The sequence below is a fragment of the Afipia sp. GW822-FHT04G07 genome (genome assembly GCF_058800765.1).
Genome location: NZ_JBXAMP010000001.1, coordinates 1,199,042 through 1,213,890 on the forward strand (window position 1 = coordinate 1,199,042; position 14,849 = coordinate 1,213,890).

Annotated in this window: 19 protein-coding genes; 12 read left to right on the forward strand and 7 right to left on the reverse strand. The window is 63.6% G+C overall.

Annotated features, from left to right (window positions below; all coding sequences use genetic code 11):
- Positions 1-125: 125 nt before the first annotated feature.
- Both AC1RKJ_RS06020 and AC1RKJ_RS06025 read left to right on the forward strand, forming a co-directional pair.
- Positions 126-1,358 (forward strand): GNAT family N-acetyltransferase, encoded by a 1,233-nt coding sequence (locus AC1RKJ_RS06020; protein ID WP_492790165.1) that lies wholly within the window; start codon positions 126-128, stop codon positions 1,356-1,358.
- Positions 1,355-2,299, forward strand: a complete 945-nt coding sequence (locus AC1RKJ_RS06025; RefSeq protein WP_492790166.1) for a cupin-like domain-containing protein — start codon at positions 1,355-1,357, stop codon at positions 2,297-2,299. Before AC1RKJ_RS06020 ends, AC1RKJ_RS06025 begins: the two co-directional genes overlap by 4 nt.
- A 12-nt stretch (positions 2,300-2,311) precedes the next feature.
- On the opposite strand, the gene AC1RKJ_RS06030 is transcribed toward AC1RKJ_RS06025, so the two are convergent.
- Complete coding sequence (locus tag AC1RKJ_RS06030; protein WP_492790167.1) at positions 2,312-3,106, reverse strand: AraC family transcriptional regulator; 795 nt, start codon at positions 3,104-3,106, stop codon at positions 2,312-2,314.
- Positions 3,107-3,207: 101 nt separating this feature from the next.
- Between AC1RKJ_RS06030 and AC1RKJ_RS06035 the strand changes: the two genes are divergently transcribed.
- Entirely contained in the window at positions 3,208-4,461 is a 1,254-nt protein-coding gene (locus tag AC1RKJ_RS06035; RefSeq protein ID WP_492790168.1) for an MFS transporter, read from the forward strand.
- Between the two features lie 126 nt (positions 4,462-4,587).
- On the opposite strand, the gene AC1RKJ_RS06040 is transcribed toward AC1RKJ_RS06035, so the two are convergent.
- Together AC1RKJ_RS06040 and AC1RKJ_RS06045 are read right to left on the reverse strand one after the other, a co-directional pair.
- Entirely contained in the window at positions 4,588-5,247 is a 660-nt protein-coding gene (locus AC1RKJ_RS06040) for a DsbA family oxidoreductase (protein WP_492790169.1), read from the reverse strand.
- A gap of 61 nt (positions 5,248-5,308) precedes the next feature.
- Positions 5,309-6,151, reverse strand: coding sequence for a helix-turn-helix domain-containing protein (locus tag AC1RKJ_RS06045; RefSeq protein ID WP_492790170.1), 843 nt, complete (start codon positions 6,149-6,151; stop codon positions 5,309-5,311).
- A 262-nt stretch (positions 6,152-6,413) separates the two neighbouring features.
- Here AC1RKJ_RS06045 and AC1RKJ_RS06050 point away from each other — a divergent pair, with 262 nt between their 5' ends.
- The 3 genes from AC1RKJ_RS06050 to AC1RKJ_RS06060 all read left to right on the forward strand — a co-directional run bounded on the left by AC1RKJ_RS06050 (position 6,414) and on the right by AC1RKJ_RS06060 (position 7,413).
- Positions 6,414-6,659, forward strand: a complete 246-nt coding sequence (locus AC1RKJ_RS06050) for a hypothetical protein (protein WP_492790171.1) — start codon at positions 6,414-6,416, stop codon at positions 6,657-6,659.
- A gap of 32 nt (positions 6,660-6,691) precedes the next feature.
- Positions 6,692-7,093: a hypothetical protein gene (locus AC1RKJ_RS06055; protein WP_492790172.1), complete on the forward strand. Its 402-nt coding sequence runs from the start codon at positions 6,692-6,694 to the stop codon at positions 7,091-7,093.
- Between the two features lie 143 nt (positions 7,094-7,236).
- Positions 7,237-7,413, forward strand: coding sequence for a hypothetical protein (locus AC1RKJ_RS06060; protein WP_170978694.1), 177 nt, complete (start codon positions 7,237-7,239; stop codon positions 7,411-7,413).
- A gap of 55 nt (positions 7,414-7,468) precedes the next feature.
- Here the strand turns inward: AC1RKJ_RS06060 and AC1RKJ_RS06065 are convergent, their stop codons facing one another.
- Complete coding sequence (locus AC1RKJ_RS06065; protein ID WP_492790173.1) at positions 7,469-8,185, reverse strand: SET domain-containing protein; 717 nt, start codon at positions 8,183-8,185, stop codon at positions 7,469-7,471.
- A gap of 185 nt (positions 8,186-8,370) precedes the next feature.
- On the opposite strand from AC1RKJ_RS06065, the gene AC1RKJ_RS06070 reads away from it, so the two are divergent.
- Entirely contained in the window at positions 8,371-9,030 is a 660-nt protein-coding gene (locus tag AC1RKJ_RS06070; RefSeq protein ID WP_492790174.1) for a hypothetical protein, read from the forward strand.
- Between the two features lie 32 nt (positions 9,031-9,062).
- Here AC1RKJ_RS06070 and AC1RKJ_RS06075 read toward each other — a convergent pair whose 3' ends face one another.
- The gene (locus tag AC1RKJ_RS06075) at positions 9,063-9,800 is read right to left on the reverse strand and encodes a TetR/AcrR family transcriptional regulator (protein WP_492790175.1); all 738 of its coding nucleotides are present in this window, start codon (positions 9,798-9,800) and stop codon (positions 9,063-9,065) included.
- Positions 9,801-9,912: 112 nt separating this feature from the next.
- On the opposite strand from AC1RKJ_RS06075, the gene AC1RKJ_RS06080 reads away from it, so the two are divergent.
- The 3 genes from AC1RKJ_RS06080 to AC1RKJ_RS06090 are packed head-to-tail and all read left to right on the forward strand — an operon-like array spanning position 9,913 to position 11,497.
- Positions 9,913-10,470, forward strand: a complete 558-nt coding sequence (locus AC1RKJ_RS06080; RefSeq protein ID WP_492790176.1) for a hypothetical protein — start codon at positions 9,913-9,915, stop codon at positions 10,468-10,470.
- A gap of 43 nt (positions 10,471-10,513) precedes the next feature.
- The gene (locus AC1RKJ_RS06085) at positions 10,514-10,927 is read left to right on the forward strand and encodes a hypothetical protein (protein WP_492790177.1); all 414 of its coding nucleotides are present in this window, start codon (positions 10,514-10,516) and stop codon (positions 10,925-10,927) included.
- Positions 10,928-10,936: 9 nt separating this feature from the next.
- Entirely contained in the window at positions 10,937-11,497 is a 561-nt protein-coding gene (locus AC1RKJ_RS06090) for an inner membrane-spanning protein YciB (RefSeq protein WP_492790178.1), read from the forward strand.
- Positions 11,498-11,516: 19 nt separating this feature from the next.
- Here AC1RKJ_RS06090 and AC1RKJ_RS06095 read toward each other — a convergent pair whose 3' ends face one another.
- Positions 11,517-12,119, reverse strand: coding sequence for a cysteine hydrolase family protein (locus AC1RKJ_RS06095; RefSeq protein ID WP_492790179.1), 603 nt, complete (start codon positions 12,117-12,119; stop codon positions 11,517-11,519).
- Positions 12,120-12,308: 189 nt separating this feature from the next.
- On the opposite strand from AC1RKJ_RS06095, the gene AC1RKJ_RS06100 reads away from it, so the two are divergent.
- Positions 12,309-12,605 carry a hypothetical protein gene (locus AC1RKJ_RS06100; protein WP_492790180.1) on the forward strand — a complete coding sequence of 99 codons (297 nt, stop codon included), beginning with the start codon at positions 12,309-12,311 and terminating at the stop codon, positions 12,603-12,605.
- Between the two features lie 140 nt (positions 12,606-12,745).
- On the opposite strand, the gene AC1RKJ_RS06105 is transcribed toward AC1RKJ_RS06100, so the two are convergent.
- Positions 12,746-14,083: a carotenoid oxygenase family protein gene (locus AC1RKJ_RS06105; RefSeq protein WP_492790181.1), complete on the reverse strand. Its 1,338-nt coding sequence runs from the start codon at positions 14,081-14,083 to the stop codon at positions 12,746-12,748.
- An 84-nt stretch (positions 14,084-14,167) separates the two neighbouring features.
- Here AC1RKJ_RS06105 and AC1RKJ_RS06110 point away from each other — a divergent pair, with 84 nt between their 5' ends.
- A complete protein-coding gene (locus AC1RKJ_RS06110; RefSeq protein WP_492790182.1) occupies positions 14,168-14,749 on the forward strand; it encodes a TetR/AcrR family transcriptional regulator in 582 nt (193 codons plus the stop codon).
- The last annotated feature ends 100 nt before the right edge of the window (positions 14,750-14,849 follow it).

The window sequence follows — 14,849 nt, forward strand, 5'->3', positions numbered from 1 at the left end:
AGCCCTAATCCAAAATCCGATTTTGAGGTTTGACGCCTAACGTCCGGGATCACGAACGCACAAAAAACAATCGCGCGCAGCTCATCGAGCTCCGCGCTCAAATATTGCGTAACGGGGACTGGGACGTGGTCGAAATCGCCGATGCAGCACAGGCCGCCGCGCGCCGCGAGGTGAGCTTTGCCACGGAGCGGCCCGAGGGGATTCGCGCCGTTTCCGGAAACGCGCTCGCGCCGCTCGACAGCATCGCTGCCGAACGCTGGCGAAGGCTTGCCGACAATGCCATCGAGCCCAACGGATATTATCTGCCGGAGTGGGAGCTGGCGGTAAACGCCTTTGCACAGGGACGCATGAACGTCAGTGCCCTCGCCGCCGCCGCCGACACCGTGACAAAGAATGAAACGCCCGCGCTGATCGGTTTGATGCCGGCGATCTCGGCGTGGCGCGCCTACGGCCTTCCGCTGCCGGCGCTGGTCAGCGCCGATCCCTACGGAACACTGGCGACACCGCTGCTCGACCGCGATCGCGCCGACGAGGCCGCAGGCAAGCTGCTGCAGCAGGCGCGCGACGCCGGCGCCCATGCGCTGATCCTGCGCGACATCGCGCTCGACGGCGCGGCGATGCTCGCGTTCACCCGCGCGCTCGCAGGAAACGGACTGAAGCCGCGCATCCTGCAAAGCCATGCGCGCGCCAGCCTCGATGCGACACGCAACGCCGACGATCTTCTGCGCGACGCGCTCGGCCCGAAAAAACTGAAAGAACTGCGCCGCCAGCGCAACCGCCTCGCCGAACATGGCGAAGTGATTTTCACGATCGCTACCACGCCGAGCGAGATTGCGCGCGATCTTGCGATTTTCCTCGCGCTCGAAGCCTCGGGCTGGAAAGCCAAACGCGGCACGGCGCTGGCCCAGAACGAAGGCGACGCCGCGTTCGTCCGCCGCGCGGTGTTAGACGCCGCCGCTCACGGTAACTGCGAGATCGTGACGCTGCATGCGGGCGAAACGCCCGTGGCCTCCGCCATCGTGCTGCGGCATCTCGACCGCGCGTTCTATTTCAAGCTTGGCGTCGACGAGAATTTCGCGAAATGCTCTCCGGGCGTGCAGCTCACGCTGGAGCTGACCCGCCACATGTGCGCCGACGACAGGATTGCGATGGTCGATTCCACAGCGATCCCCGGCCATCCCATGATCGATCCGATCTGGCGCGGACGCCTTGCCATCGGCGACGTGCTGATCCCGCTCAACCGCCACGATCCCTTTGTGCCGGCCATCCGGCTCGGCCTCGCCTTGCGCAAGCTCATCCGCGAGCCGGCGCGCCGTCTTGTTCACATCGTCCGAAAACTCCGGGAGACACGCTCATGAACGCCGCATCCGGCATTGCGCCCGTCATCACCGCCGACAATGAAGCCCTGAAGCGGGATTTCCCGCTGAAGCCGTTCGCGATCCGCCACAAGCTTGCGGGGCATCCGCTGCTGTCGCTGTCGCGCATCGCTCAGCTTGCGGCGGACATGCCGCGCGACCTGATCGAATACAATTCCGGCGACGCCTCCGTCAGCCAGGACCCGGACAAGGTCAAGGCCGTCGATCTCGATCCGGTCGAGGTCGTCAACCGCATCCAGACCGCAGGCGCATGGATGGTGCTCAAGCGCGTCGAAAAATCGCCGGACTACCGCGCGCTGCTCGAAGACGCGCTGACCTCGGTCGCGCGCGCGCGCGGCTTCAACAGCGTCAAAGACGCGGGCTTCGAGCAGATCGAGGGCTTCCTGTTCGTGTCGTCGCCGAATTCGACCACGCCGTTCCATATGGACGCCGAGGATAATTTCTTCGTGCAGATTCACGGCGAAAAGATTTTCGCGGTCTATGACAACCGCGACGGCCAGATCGCCAATGACGAGCAGGTGGAATACTCCACCGTGAAGCACCGCAACGTGCCGTTCAACGAGAGCTTCCGGCCGCGCGGCATCGAATTCAATCTCGACGCCGGCGACGGCTGCTACATTCCCTATCAGTGGCCGCACTGGGTGAAGACCGCAGGCTCGCACTCGATCTCGCTCGCGATCACCTGGAAGACGAAGGAAGTGCGCCGCCTGAACGACCTGCATCGCTTCAACTCGATGCTGCGCGGCATGGGCCTGCCGCAGGCGGCTCCGGGCGCGAAGCCCGCGCTCGACGCCGCCAAGCTCGCGGTCTACCGCACGGCTGCCGCGATCATCGAACCGCTGCGCGCCTCCGAGACCATGCGCCGCGTGATCCGCCGCGTCGCGCTCGGCAAGAACGCGAACTACTATCTGAAGAAGGCGTGAGGGTTTAGGCCCTCACACCACACCCTCTACCCGCAGCGATGACGGCGCCTGCCCCATCGCCTTGCGGAATGCCGCGGAGAACGCGCTCGAGCTGCGATAGCCGTTGCGCTCTGCCACGCGCGAGATCGGCTCGCCCGCGACAATGGCCTCCAGCGCGTTGTGAAACCGCACTCGCTGCCGCCACGCCGCGAAGCTCATCGCCAGTTCCGCCTCGAACAGCCGCGCCAGCGTCCGCGCCGATGCACCTGCGGTATCGACCCAGCCGTCGAGCGTGCGACGGCTGGCGGGATCGGCCAGCAGCGCGTGACAGACGCGCAGCAGGCGCGGATCGCGCGGCATCGGGATGACAAGCGAGAGCCGGCGCGCCTTCGCGATTTCGCTCAGGATCAGCAGCGCCACCGCGCCGCCGCGTCCCTGTTCGTCGTAGATCACCGGCTCCTCGATAAGCGCCAGCACCAGTTCGCGCAACAGCGGCGACACTTCCAGCACAGTCGGCGCATCCGGCAGATCGTCGCTCGTCCTGCGCGCGACATAGAGCGTGCGCATCTCCACGCGGCCGCGCATGCTGATCGAATGTTCGATGTGCGCGGGAAGATAGACCGCGCGATCGGGCGGCACGATCCAGGCTTCGGTCTGCGTGCGAATCCGCATCACACCGGAGACGGCATAGACGAGTTGATCGCGCGGATGGTGATGCGGCGCAATTTCATGCCCGTCCGCGAAGCTCTTCGACATGGCCGCCAGCGGACGCGGCACGGATTGATAGTCGCGGGCGTCGGTGCTGCGAATGCGTGGACGAGGCGGCATGACCCGAAAAACCCTGATGGCACGTTCTCGATGAAAATTGGCATGACAGCGCCAGCGCGCCAAGGCTATTTTTAGCTCAGAATCGCTTTTTCGGGGCTCCCATGACGCGCGACCGCATCCACTTCCTGTTTCTGAACATCGGCCATTTTCTGGATCACCTGCTGACGCTGATCTTCGCAACCGTGGCGGCGCTGGCGCTCTCGCGCGAATGGGGACTGGGCTACGCCGAATTGCTGAAATACGCGACGCCGGGCTTCTTCGCGTTCGGCCTGTTCTCGCTGCCCGCCGGCTGGCTCGCCGACAAATGGAGCCGCGAAGGCATGATCGCGGTGTTCTTCGTCGGCATCGGCGCGTCGTCGATCGCGACGGCTTTCGCCCAGACGCCGCTTCAGGTCGGCATCGGTCTTTTCGTCGTCGGCATCTTCGCCGCGATCTATCACCCGGTCGGTCTGGCCATCGTCACGCAGCGCTGGAAGAACACCGGGATGCGTCTCGCCGTGAACGGCATCTGGGGCAATCTCGGCGTGGCGAGCGCGGCGCTCATCACCGGCTACTTCATCGACCACGGCGGCTGGCGCGCGGCATTCGTGGTGCCCGGCATCTTCTCCATCATCGTCGGCGTGCTCTACACTATCCATCAGTGGGGCGAGGTTTCGACCGCGCACCAGAAGGTGGCGGCACCGGCCGTCGCCGCACCGGCGCAGACCGCCGACATGAAGGCGCTCATCCTGCGCGTGACGGCGATCGTGTTTCTCACCACCGCTGTATCCAGCCTCGTCTTCCAGTCGACCACATTCGCGCTGCCGAAGATTTTCGACGAGCGCCTGCAAGGCATCGCCACCGAGATGACGCAATGGTTGAGCGCGAGCGGCGTGGCGGCAGCAAAGGGCGACATCGCCACCATGCTCGGCGCGCTCACCTTCGTGGTCTTCGCGGTCGCCTCGCTGGCGCAACTCGTGGTCGGCAGCCTGCTCGACAAGCTCGGCCCGCGCATCGTCTTCATGATCGTCGCTGCGATCCAGGTCGTGTTCTTTGCGGCGATGCCGGGATTGCACGACGCCTGGGCGCTGGCGGCAGCACTCGGCTTCATGCTCGGCGCGTTCGGGCAAATTCCGATCAATGATTTCATGATCGGCAAGATGGCGAGCGGCGAAGCCCGCGCGCGGATCTACGGCGTGCGTTATGTCGTCAGCTTCACGGTGTTCGCGCTGGCGCTGCCGATGATTTCGTTCGTCTACGGCAACTACGGCTTTGACACGCTGTTTCGCCTGATGGCGAGTTCAGCGGCAATCATCTTCGTGGCGGTGGCGTGCCTGCCGGCGAAATTGCCGGCGCCGGCTGCTGCGACGGCTTAGTTTCACTCCCTGTCATTCCGGGGCGCGAGCGCAGCGAGAGAGCCCGGAATCTACAATCTTCAGAAGGCAGCATGGATTCCGGGCCTGCGCCCAAGAGGGCGCATCCCGGAATGACGGGTTGAGGAATCACGCCCCCTGATTGATCTCCTCCGACACCTGCCGGATGGCGCGGGCCAGCTGATCCGCCGGCTGCGCGCCGGAGACCGCATACTTCTGCGCGAACACGTAGGTCGGCACACCGGAAATTCCCTTCTCGGACGCTTCCTGCGCCTGACTTGAAATCCGTTCGACGTCTTCGTCGGTGGCGAGACGCTTGCGCACGCTGTCCGCATCCATGCCGACATCGGCGGCGGCCTGCACCAGCACGTCGGTGCTGGTGAGATCGCCGCCATCGCGGAAATAAAGCTCCATCAGCCGCTGCTTCATCTGCGCGGCCTTGCCCTGCGCATGGGCCCAGTAGATCAGACGGTGGCTGTCGATGGTGTTGGGCTGGCGCTTCACACGATCCGAATTGTACTCGAGGCCTTCTTCCGCCGCCGCCGCGACCACGCGGCCCGCGATGCCCTTGTAGGCTTCGGGCGAGCCGAATTTCTTCGTGAGATATTCGTCACGCGAGATACCCTCGCGCGGCACCCACGGATTGAGGAAAAACGGCCGCCAGTTGACGTGAACCGGCACGTCGCTTGCCAGCGCCAGGGCATCCTCGATGCGCTTCTTGCCGATATAGCACCATGGACACACGACGTCGGACACGATGTCGATTTGCAGCGGCTTCACGGTGCTCATGGGACGTTCCTTGCCTGAATGTGCCCGGAAGATAAGCCGAATGAGGCGCAAGGCAAGCCGGTCAGCCCAGCGATTTCGCCAGTTCGCGCACGAAGACCGTGGTCTTGTCATCCGCCGGAAAGAAGGTTTCCAGCGCCAGTTCCGACAATGTGACGTCCACCGGCGTGCCGAAAATCATGGTGGTCGAAATGAAGCTCAGCACGTTCTCGCCGAAGCGCATCTGGAACGGCACCGCGACATTCTCGGCCATGTTGGTGCGCGGCGTCGTGCGCGCCGGGATCGGATAGGTCTTGAGTTCATCGTAGAGCGCGACCAGTACCGGATCGGCGGTGGTCTCGATCTGGCGATGCAGCCGCTCCAGAAGATGCGCGCACCATTCGGCGAGATTGACCGTGCTCGGCGCAAGACCTTCCGGATGAAAACTGAGCCGCATCACGTTCAGCGGCGGCGCGAGCAGTGACGGCGCGACGCCGTCGAGCAGCGGCGTCACCATCCTGTTTGCGGAAATCAGATTCCAGTGCCGGTCGACCGCAAGCGCCGGATACGGCTCATGCGCTTTCAGGACCGTCTCGACTGCTTGCCGCGCTGCGGCCAGTGCGGGATCGTCGAGCGAGCGATCGGGAAATGCCGGCGCGAAGCCCGCAGCGACCAGCAACACGTTGCGCTCGCGCAGCGGCACGTCGAGGCGCTCGGCAAGCCGCAGCACCATGTCGCGCGACGGCGCGGCGCGGCCGGTTTCGACGAAACTCAAATGCCGCGCCGAAATCTCGGCATGGCCCGCGAGATCGAGCTGGCTGAGATGGCGGCGCTGCCGCCACTCGCGCAGGTGATCGCCGAAAGCGTTGGACCTTGCCTTGACTGACGGTTTGACGGCGCGGCGCGCCGAAGACGGTGGGTTCATCATGGCGAAAAATCTAGTGTCCCGAATCCGACGTTCGCCTCACTTGCAGCGCCCTTTTAGCGAACGTCGGATTCGAAAGGACACTAGGAAAATATAACTTGTAGCGTGGCTTTGGTTCGCCAGTCCGCAAACAGACCGCGCTGCGAAAACGATGCGGACTAGCGAACCGCCACGCTACCATGCAGGTTTCTCGCATTCCATTACCTGCAAGGTAATCGATTTGGGGTCCGCGCCGGATCATCTTCCGCATCACAGGAGATGACCGATGACCACGCTTGACCGACCTGCCCGTCCCAAGACCGCCGCAACCAGCGCTTCCACCGCAACGCTCAACTGGGCGCTCAGGCTCACGACCCGGATGGCGGCGCGCTCGCTCAACATGCCCGAGCCGCTGCTGCACGACGCAGGGTTGTTCGTGTTCGCGCATGTCGCTGCCGCCGAACAACGCGCGGTGACCTTCTGCCCGTTCACGCTGCTGCGCCAGTTTCTCGCCCGCCGCCGCAAATTCTGATCGACCACCCACCTCGCACAAAGGAGACTGCCATGATCAATCCCTCCCTGTTTCTTCGCCGCGCCCTTCAGGCCGATGCGATCTTCAGCGGCGCATCCGCGCTGCTGCTGGTGACCGCCGCGGGCTTCTTCGCGTCGCTGCTGAACCTGCCGGAAACCTTCCTGCGCAACACCGGCCTCATTCTAGTGGCCTACGCCGCGCTAGTCGGATTCCTCGGCACGCGGAACATGATGTCGAAGGCGGCAGTCTGGGCCGTGATCGCGGTCAATGTGATCTGGGCCATCGACAGCTTCATCCTGCTGGTGAGCGGCTGGGTGTCGCCCAACCTCTTGGGACAGGCCTTCATCGTGATGCAGGCGGTGGCCGTCGGCGTGTTCGCCGAATTGCAGTTCATCGGACTGCGCAAGAGCGCGGACGCCATCGCCGCGCACTGACGTGACAACTAAAAGACAATGCCGGGCGAGACATATTGTCCGCCCGGCATTCATCCACAGTCGCTCACAGTCCTGCCCCTTGCAACATGGCGCGCGCACGGGCTTGAATCCGGCAACTTTCGCGGATTCACAAGGAACCCATCATGAACCTCAGCGCGCCGTCATTCCCGATTTTTCTGGTGTCGATCATTCTGGCGATCCTCGCCGCCCTCACGGTGTATGCGCGGGTCAAGATTCCATTCATCAGCGGCCACGGCTTCGCGACACTGGGGATCAGCTATCTGCTGCTGCTCGCAGGAAACATGTTCAAGGGACTTTGAACGGCAAACGCCGCGGCATTTCCAGCCGCGGCGTTTTCTTCAAATCATAGAGAGATCAGGTCGACGAAGCCCGGTTCGCAAGATTCGGGCGCTTCGGCTGCGCGAGCCGCGACACCGATTTTGATCCTAACGGCTTGGTCCGCGCCGCCTTGGTCTTGGTCGGCTTGCCGGTGCCGCGCGCGTGCGCATTGGCCTTGACGCCGCTCAGGGCATTGCGCTTCGGCGCAACCTTCGATTTTGCGGCCTTCGCCGTCTTGACGGCGGTCTTGCCACCGTCCTTCAGCGCCTGTTTGGCGGCCTTCTTCTCGGCCTTGAGCTTCAGCCGCTTCTTTTCCTCGCGAGCTTCTTTGCGCTTCTTCGCACGCTTCTTCTCGCAGTGATCGCACTTGCAGCCGATGGGCTTGAGGAAAATCTTGAAGTAGTCGGTGCCGTAATCGTAGTTGATTTCCTCGCCCGGCTGGATGGTCTTGATGGCGCGGATCACAACCTTGCGCTTGCGCGAGCTGACGTCGGATTCGGCGTTCGGGCGGCAGGCGTGGTTGATATAGCGGGCGATGTTCTTGCGCACCGAACCGTCGATGGTCCAGCGATTGTTGATTTCAAACAGATACTTGTTGTCGATGTCGTCGTGCTTCTTGTTCTTCGAATCGAGCATCGGCCCGAAATAGCGGATGATCTTGGTGCCCTTCTTGATCTTCTGGGTGGCGAAGAGACCGAGCCCGGTCTTGGACCGGCCGATGCGATAGGGCTTGCTGGACGATATGGCGGGCATGGCTCACTGACAAACTGAACGAGGATGACTGGGACCTGTTGGCCGTGGTTCTAAAGCGATTCCGTTTATCATGACATGCTTTTCGCGGCCAGCACATGAACGATCCACACGCCTGACGCGACCAATGCGGATATCTCCGACAACACCGCCTTTATAACGGCGCCTTGCAAAATGGGTTCCAGTTGATGCCCGGCAAATCCCTCAGTGTCACAATAGCCTCCGCGCTGCTGGCTGGTGCCTGCGCGGGCGTTGCCGGAACGGCATCGGGGCAAACGGCTCAAAATATCAGCAGCTACACCTCGACTGCGGAAACGGATTGCCGGCTGATCCGCGCCAGCAGCGCCGATGACGGCGGCGGCACGCGAGTCTGCCGTGGACCTGCAGGGCTTGTGGTTGTGGTCAGCGAAGGCGACCTGCGCGAGACGGTGACGGTGGGTCGCAACCGCAAGGCGGCGGACAACGAACCCGCGGCGCAAGAACGTTTCGGGCCATTCAACTCGACAACACCGACCATCGAATGGCGCCATCCGGGCAAGGACAAGCCGCCGGTCGCCATGATCCAGCGCTGGCATGTCGCGGACATCGCGGATGAGGGCAAGGACGGCCGGCCCATCGCCAAGCAACTTCTCGTGGTGACGCGATTGTCGGCGGGCGCGAACGGAATACGCGCGAATTCTGGAAACGCCGTTTGCCGTGTGGCCTATGTGGATGTGAAAGCCAATCCCAACGCCAACGATCTCGCCCGCGAGGCCGCCGATACACTGGCGCGCGATTTCAAATGCGGGACCGACAAGGTGAAGGTCGTGGGCGCGAGCGGCCGGGCCGTAGAACTGGCGCGGCCGTAGAGAACCGTCACGTGAAAACGATCACCCGCCGCTCAATGCGCCTTGAGCATGGCGGCCAGCAGCATCTCTTCAGTGACGCCGGGAGCGGCATCCAGGATGTGCCTCAGCCGGCCGTCCAGATGCAGCATGGCGAAGCCGTGCACCAGCGACCAGATCCGCGCGATCTCGGCCGCCTGCGGCAACGTCAGATGATCCGGCTCGATCTCTTCGTGACGGCGAGCGGCGACAATCCCCGCGAGCTTGGCAAACGCGGTCTTCGCCGCCTCGTGCAACACCGGCCTGTCGTGATCGAGCCGCTCGGCGCGGAACATCAACTGGAACATGCAGGGGTTGTCGCGCGCGAAGCCGATATAAGCATTGGCCCTGCCCTGCGCCGCGGCTTCGCTCGATCCCGCAAGACACGCGGCCTCGCCCAGCGCCGCCGAGAATTGCTTGAAACCGATGGCCGCCAGTTCGCTGAGCAAGCCGGTGACGTCGCCGAAATGGTGCGCGGGCGCGGCATGGGACACGCCGGCTTCACGCGCCACCGCCCGGAGCGTCAGTCCGTTCAGTCCCTCGCGCTCGGCCACGCGCTTGGCGGCCAGCAGCAGCGCCTCGTGCAAATCGCCGTGATGATAGGGTTGGTCGCGGTCAGATTGATGTGCGGCCTTGCCGCCAGCAGCCGCTTTTTTGGTCACGGACACGGCCTTCGCGCCCGACACAACGGGCTTTTTCAGCCCCGCAGCGGCCTTGGGGCGGTCAGACGGCTTGCTCGCGCTCCGTGGTGCCATGAACGCAATCTAGGTATGCATTTTGACGCTGTCAAGATTTTGCTTGACGACACCCCGTGGGGCGGCCTAAACGCATCTTTACAACGTCAAGATATTTCCGCAGGAGGCCGGCATGACCCTGTTTCTGACCCTGGCTCCATTCGCGACCTTTGCCACGCTGACGCTGCTGACCTCGGTCACGATCAGCCTCGCGGCGGCTGCCGCCGTAGGGTTCGGGCTGATCGGCTGGGACTTCTTCAAGGGCCGCTCGCTGAAGATGCTCACCGCCGGCGCGCTGGTCCTGTTCCTCTCGCTGTGCGGATACCACCTGATGGCCCGGGATGAACTCAGCCCGACCACCGTGCGCCTCATCATCGACACGGGCGTGCTCGCAATCGCGCTGGTGTCAATCGCAATCCGCAAGCCCTTCACGCTGCAATATGCGCGCGAGGCCGTCGACGCCGAAACCAGCAAGCTGCCCCGCTTCATCAAGACCAACTACGTCCTGACCTGGGTGTGGAGCGCGGCTTTCGTTCTCATGCTGGTGGCGGACATCGTATCGATCTATCTCCCGAGCATGCCGCTGTGGGTCTGCGCCGCGATCGCTTTCGCCGCCCGCAACGCCGCCACCACCTTCACCCAATGGTACCCGAAGCACGTTCGCGCCGCGATCGCGACATCCGCCGCCTGATCGCCACGACATGTCCAACGTCACAATCTTCAAGGAGCCGCGAATGGCCCGCCTGTCCCCGTTAAACCATGCGCTTCAAAGCGCCATGGTGATTCCCAAGACCCTGTTCGGCTTTCTTTCCACCGCGGTGTTTTTCGCGGGCTTCTTCCTGATCGGCGACGTGCTGATAGCAGCCATCGCTGCGATTGCCGCCGCGGTCGCGCAGTTCGTTCTCGCGCAATCGTATCAATCACGATCCGGCATTCCGGTATGGGCGAGCCTCGCTGTGGTTCTCGCCCTCACCGGCTTCAGCATGACAGGCGACGATACATTTGCGCCGCTGAATGCGACGCAGGTGAACGCGGCGCAACACAACTGCCACTGTAGCCCGAAGGACGCCACCACCCCGGCGCAAGTGACGCCCGTTCCGCTTTACGAAAACTCGAAGGGTCTTGCTCTGCCCCCCGGACGGGTGTGAGATTGGCGGATGGCTTCGGTCCTCCGCCAACTGTTTTTTGATTTCTTCTCCACCATCGTTTTCCTGGTGGTCTATGGCGTGACGGGCGACATCCTGATCGCGACCGGCGTCGCCATCGCGGGCGCGGTCGGGCAGTTCATTCATGCCCGGATCAAAAAGCAGACGCTGGACATCATGACATGGGCGAGCTTTGCGCTCGTCATCGTGCTGGGTGGCGCCACGCTGCTGACAAAGGATCCCCGCTTCGTTCTCGTCAAACCGGCCATCGGTCATTTCGCCATCGGCGCGATCATGCTCCGGCGCGGCTGGATGCTGCGCTATTCGCCGCCGATCATTCGCGACAACGTTCCTGAGCTTGCAATCAGGGCGGGCTATGTCTGGGCCGCGCTGATGTTCGCGCTTGGACTTGGCGTGATCGCCGTCGCCATGACGGGCGACGTGAAATTGTGGGCGATCTACGTCTCGGTGATCGCCATGGGAGCCAAGATCGTGGCGTTCGGAATCAACTATGTCGTCATGCGTGTCGCCGTCACACGCAAGCTGCGCGCCGCAGCGGCGGCGTCCGCCTGAAGCCGGCGCGCAATCACGCTCATTGTCGCCACTGCGCGATAATCTCCTTCGTGTCGGCGATCTCGATCTGGACATCGAAGCGCCGCCGATAAAGATCGGTCAGCGCATCGTGGCTCTCGTCGGATGAACTGCAAACGGCGTCGGCGGCCAGAATCACGCGATAGCCGAGATCGACCGCGGCGAGAACGGACGACAGCACACAGACGTCGGTTTCCGATCCGCTCACGATCAGCGTGTTGCAATACCGCGCGCGCAGCGTGGCGTGCAGCCGCCCGTTGGCGAACGCCGAATAGACCATCTTGTCGAAGACCGCTGCCGGCGGGACGAACCGCTCCAGTTCCGGCATTAGATGCAACAGGCGCGGATCGAGCTGTGTCCGCGTTACCTCCGGCCACTTCTCATAGTAGCGCGCCCATGTGCCCGGCATGTCGGCTGCACGATGCGGCGTGATAAAACGTGTGAAGACGGTTCTCTCCGGCGCATGATCCGCCAGCGCAATGGTGTTAGGAAGCACCCGCTCCATCCACGGCGTCGGCCACGGCCCCTCGGTGGAAAACATCCGCTGCATGTCGATGCAGAGATGCGTCGCTTGCGAGGGCACGTCCCGCTTCAGTTCTCCCATTGCCCCCTCCTCGGGAAACGCCGGGAGAAACGGCCATCGCGGGCGGGAGTTCCGGCACGGCTGCGATCACGCGACAAATTGCGGCGACAAATGTCGCTTTCCCATCAGAAAAATGCGCTATATCGGCGGGAGCTGCGTTCCGCTCCAAGACCAATTCAGGCTTTGCGGCACGCGTAGAGGGGGTAACACATGGCCGTCGACGGAAACTGGAAGATCACCTTGAGCACGCCACTGGGCGACCGCGATGCAACGCTGACGCTGAAGGCCGATGGCGGAACGCTGACCGGCAAGCAGGCCGCCGAGGGCAACGAAGCCGACATCGTCGACGGTACGGTGAGCGGCAACGACGTCGCATGGAAGGCGGCGATCACCGACCCGATGCCGCTGACGCTGGCCTTCACCGGCAAGGTGGACGGCGATTCCATCTCCGGCGATGTCAGCATCGGCCCGATGGGCAGCTTCCCGTTCAAGGGAGCAAGGGCGTAAGGCGCGCCTGCTCCGTGGTAAGATCAAGGCCGCTTACCGATCAACACATTCAAGCGTCATCACCGGGCTTGTCCCGGTGATGACGCTTGAGAACGTTGAGGCGTCGCGCGCCTCACATCAGCAATGTAGCGCGAACGAAATCACACCCCCGGCATCCAGTTGCCGTGGAAGCCTTGCGGCACACGCGCCGGCAGACCGATCCGCGCGATCGGCTTCGCCTCGATCCGTTGCGCATCGAGGATCATCAGGTCGCTGGCGGCGCGCGTGCGGTCGTACACGAATCCGATCAGCCAGCCGTCGTCTTCGCCGCTGCTGCCTTCCGGCGCGATATGCACGAACTCGCTCGGCAGGCCGGTGTTGAAATCGTGCACCGTGCTGTTGCCGGACTTGAGATCGTACTTGCGCAGGCTGGTGTATCGTTCCGACGCGAGATCCGTGCCGGTATCGACTGAATAGACGATGTTGTGATGCGCGCCGGTCAGGCCTTCATTGACGCGCGGAAATTCAATGGAGCGGTCATCGAGCTGCTGCTCCTGCGCCTTTGTCGCGCCGGGCGGGATCCGCCAGCGCTTCAGCATCGCCTTGTCGAACGTCGTCGCCGACGGCCCGCCGCGCCACAGCTCGTTGTACCAGGCCACATCGATGACGATGGCGCCGTCCGCCTCCTCGAAGGCGTTGGCGACATGGAAGACATAACAGGGCTCGATTTCCACCCAGCGCAGCGACTCGATGCCCGCGCCGCGCTTCAGGATGCCGAGCCGCGCGCCATAGCTGTCGCTCCACGCGAACGGCATGGTGCCGCGCTGCGCGGCCTGCATGTCGAACACCACCGGCAGATCCATGAAGATGATGTGATCCGACGTCATCGCGAAGTCGTGCATCATGGTCGGCGCGCGTGTCGGGATCGGGATGCTGCGCATCAGCGCGCCGCTGGCATCCACCGCGTGATAGGTCAGGAACGGCGGCACGAAGCCATAACCGAAAAAGTGCAGCTCGCCGGTCGTGGGACAAATCTTCGGATGCGCGGTGAACGACGTATCGAGCTTGCCGCCGTAATCATGGAAGCCGACCGTATCGAGATCGCGGGTCATCATCATCGGCAGCGCGTTCTCGACCAGCGCCATGATCTTTCCGGCGTGCGCGATGACATTGGTGTTCGCGGTCGAGGCGCGAATATCGGGAACGCCCGGCCGCCGCGGCGCGCCGTTGAAGCGCGGGGTGCGGATCCAGCGGTTGCGATACCACTCCGCCTTGCCGTCACGCAGCGAGACGCCATGCAGCATCCCGTCGCCCATGAACCAGTGACCGGAATGACCCTCGCGCGGATTCGCACCGTTGCGCGCATAAAGCCCGTTCAGTTCGGGCGGGATCGTCCCCTCCACCGGCAAGTCGAACGCGGTGACCTCTTCAAAGACCGGCGCGAGATTGCCCTTTTCCCAGAACGGTTTCGTCTCGGTCTTGGCCTCAAGCTGGCTCATCGCAATATCCTCCCTGGCGTTTATGACTTGAAGTGAACAGTGCATACTTTACGCGCTGGCCGCGCCAATGTAAACACTGGTCACATGAAGCCGGTCAAAAAAGAGACCTATCACCACGGCGACCTGCGCAGCGCGCTGGTGGCGCTGGCGCTGGAGCGCGTCCGCCGCGGCGGCCCGGAGAGTTTCAGCCTGCGTGAGGCCGCGCGGGATGCCGGCGTGACGTCGGGCGCGGCCTACAAGCATTTCGCGGACAAGGATGAACTGCTCGCCGCCGTCGCCGCCGAGGCGCTGACGCTGCTGGCGAAGCGAACGCGGAAGGCGACGTCGGATCTGAAAGGCAAGGAGCGGCTACACGCAGCAGCGATGGCCTATATCGACTTCGCCTCCGCCGAGCCGCGGCTGTTTCGCCTGGCGTTCAGCCGCTTCGGCTCGGACAGCCGCGCGGAAACCGACGGCATCCCGGGCTCGTTCGACCAGTTGCGCATCGCGGTGGCGGGCGTGCAGACCGATCCGGGCAAGCCGGTCGATCCGGATACGCTGTCGCTCGCGTGGGCGGTCGCGCACGGCATCGCCTCGCTCATCAGCGACGGCATGTGGAAGAAGAACGATCCGCGCGTCGCAGCCGCGCTGCGGCTGTCGTTCAAGGGCATCGCGCCGGGGAAGTAAATGCTCCCTCTCCCCGTTCTTACGGGGAGAGGGTTGGGGTGAGGGGCGAATCCCGGTGATGACAGAGCCCCTCACCCGCCGCGCTGCGCGCGTCGACCTC